A 2,411-nucleotide genomic window follows, 5' to 3' on the forward strand; every position below is an offset into this window, starting at 1 on the left:
AAATAAAAAAATTCACTTCGCTTAAGCCACTGCGTGGGCTCTCCACTTCATGTCGCCAACAGCTTCGCCCATTAGGTTGGAGATTATATGTTATCCATAAAACAGATAACATATAATTTCCTTCAATAAAAAATGCACATTTATTTTTATAACTGTGCATTTTAACATTATTACTTTATATAATCTATATTTTCTTCTAAATAAAATCCAGTCGTTAGATCTCTATGATCTATATTTTGTAATTCTTCTAGCCAACTTTTATCAAATTCCCAGTTATCTGGACTTTTTATAAATTCATCAATAGCTTTCCTATATACTTTTATTACTTCTTCAGTATATTTATTTGATTTCATATTTCCTTCTATAGTTAAAGTAGTAACACCTGATTTAATCATGTGTGGAATAAATTCTATCATACATAAATCCTTAGCAGCATAGAAAATTGTTCCACCCTCATCTTCATATATCGGGCAATATTGACCAGGTCTTTTTTCTTCTACTAAGTTATAGTGCTTTTCTTCATCATATTTATCTGCATCTCTACTTTTCAAATAATTTGATAATAATCTTCTTCCTGAATATGACATTACCATTGATCCATGTATAAATGCTTCTATTTCTAAGTCTAATGGTGCATTTTTTCTTATTTCTATTATATCTTTAAGAGCCAATTCTTTAGCTATTACAACTCTTCGAACACCTAAATCATAATAAAATTTTGCTGTCTCGTAGTTGTAAATGTTAGCTTGCATTCCCATATGAACTTTCATATTAGGTATTACTCTTCTAACTATTTCTAAAGTACCAGGCTCACATAATATTAAACCATCTACTTTTATTTCATTTAGCTTTAATAAATATTCTTCTAATTTAACAAAGTCATTATTGTGTGGTAATAATGATATAGTTACATAAACCTTTTTATTTCTTTCATGAGCAAAGTTTATACCTTCTTGTAAATCTTCCATAGAAAATTTATGTGAAATAGTATCCATTCCAAAAGTTTGTCCACCTATATATACAGAATCTGCTCCACTTTCAAGAGCTCCTTTTAATCCTTGTAAATCCTTGGCAAAAGATGATAATTCTAAGTTTAACATTATTCTTCAACCCTTTCTTTTTCTTTGTAACTTAGCGCTACTCCATCTCCTATAGGTATTAGCGATGTACTTAAGTAGTTACAGTTACATATATAGTCTAAGTAGTTTCTCATTCTTTTTACAATAGTTTTTTTTCTTCTCATAACAAGAGCATCATCAGCAATCATACCTTTGTAAAGAATATTATCTGAAATTAAAAGACCACCAACTTTAAGCTTATCTATTACTAAGTCATAGAATAGTTGATATTGACCTTTCGCTGCATCTAAGAAAATCATATCAAATTCGCCTTCAACATTTTTCAATAATTCTTCCGCATCCCCTTCTAATAAGGTAATATTATTATCAAATCCTGATCTTTCAAAGTTTTTCTTTGCTTGTTCAATCATTTTTTCATTTCTCTCTACTGTTATTATTTTAGCTTCTCCATTTGTAGAAGTTGAAAATAAAATAGATGAATATCCAATTGCACAACCTACTTCTAATATACTTTTAGGTTTTTGAACTTTTAATAAAACTTTTAATAAATCTGATACTTCTTTGTGCACAATAGGAACATTATACTCCACTGCATATTCTTCTAATTCTTTTAATAAACCATCTTTATCTTTTAGTGTTTCTCTTATATATCTTTCAACTTCATTATTTACGATATTACTCAATTCTTTCACTCCTTAATTTCTCACTTAATTTACTCTTTTCAAATTAATAGGATTATATCTTAAATTTTTAAGACATAATCCATAAAAACATAAAATCTTTACAATTAAAAAACTATCAATAATATACTTACCCTATTTATCCGTAGAGTAACTATTATTTCTCTCTTCTCTATCTTTTCTATATTGCTCCACATTTTTTACATGCTCTTCATAAGTTTTACTATAAGTATTTCCACCTTCTATGGTTGCCACGAAGTATAAATATTCTGTATTTGATGGGTATAAAACAGCTTCTATTGATTTTATACCTGGATTAGCAATAGGTGTAGGCGGTAATCCTTGAACCTTATAGGTATTATATGGAGAATCAATTTTTAAATCATTATAAGTTATACTTTTCTTTCTTTCCTTAAAAATATATTGAATTGTTGCATCAGATTGTAATGGCATGCCTATCTTTATCCTATTGTAAAATACACTTGATATTATTGGTCTATCTTCATCAAGTACAGCTTCCTTTTCTATCTAAACTATCTTCAAAACCACTAGCATTGCAATTGATATTAAAATGTAACATTAACGCAGTTGTAAATATTAATTTAGCATACATAACTTTATTCGTTTTGATATGATCTATTATTCTTTCAAC

The 2,411-nt window shown here is 27.8% G+C and carries 3 protein-coding genes; all 3 read right to left on the minus strand.

Going from position 1 to position 2,411, the window contains the following annotated elements; translation table 11 throughout:
* Window positions 1-170: 170 nt before the first annotated feature.
* Complete coding sequence (locus NSA58_RS18910) at window positions 171-1,100, minus strand: peptidase U32 family protein (RefSeq protein ID WP_039679403.1); 930 nt, start codon at window positions 1,098-1,100, stop codon at window positions 171-173.
* Entirely contained in the window at window positions 1,100-1,762 is a 663-nt protein-coding gene (locus NSA58_RS18915) for an O-methyltransferase (protein ID WP_039679402.1), read from the minus strand. Before NSA58_RS18915 ends, NSA58_RS18910 begins: the two co-directional genes overlap by 1 nt.
* Before the next feature lie 132 nt (window positions 1,763-1,894).
* The gene (gene mltG, locus NSA58_RS18920) at window positions 1,895-2,287 is read right to left on the minus strand and encodes an endolytic transglycosylase MltG (RefSeq protein WP_257560845.1); all 393 of its coding nucleotides are present in this window, start codon (window positions 2,285-2,287) and stop codon (window positions 1,895-1,897) included.
* Window positions 2,288-2,411: the final 124 nt, after the last annotated feature.

Source organism: Terrisporobacter muris (assembly GCF_024621905.1).
Classification (GTDB): domain Bacteria; phylum Bacillota; class Clostridia; order Peptostreptococcales; family Peptostreptococcaceae; genus Terrisporobacter; species Terrisporobacter muris.

Coding starts and splice junctions, on each gene's coding strand:
- NSA58_RS18910 (WP_039679403.1), bottom strand. CDS start 1,100: ATGTTAAACTTAGAATTATCATCTTTTGCCAAGGATTTACAAGGATTA.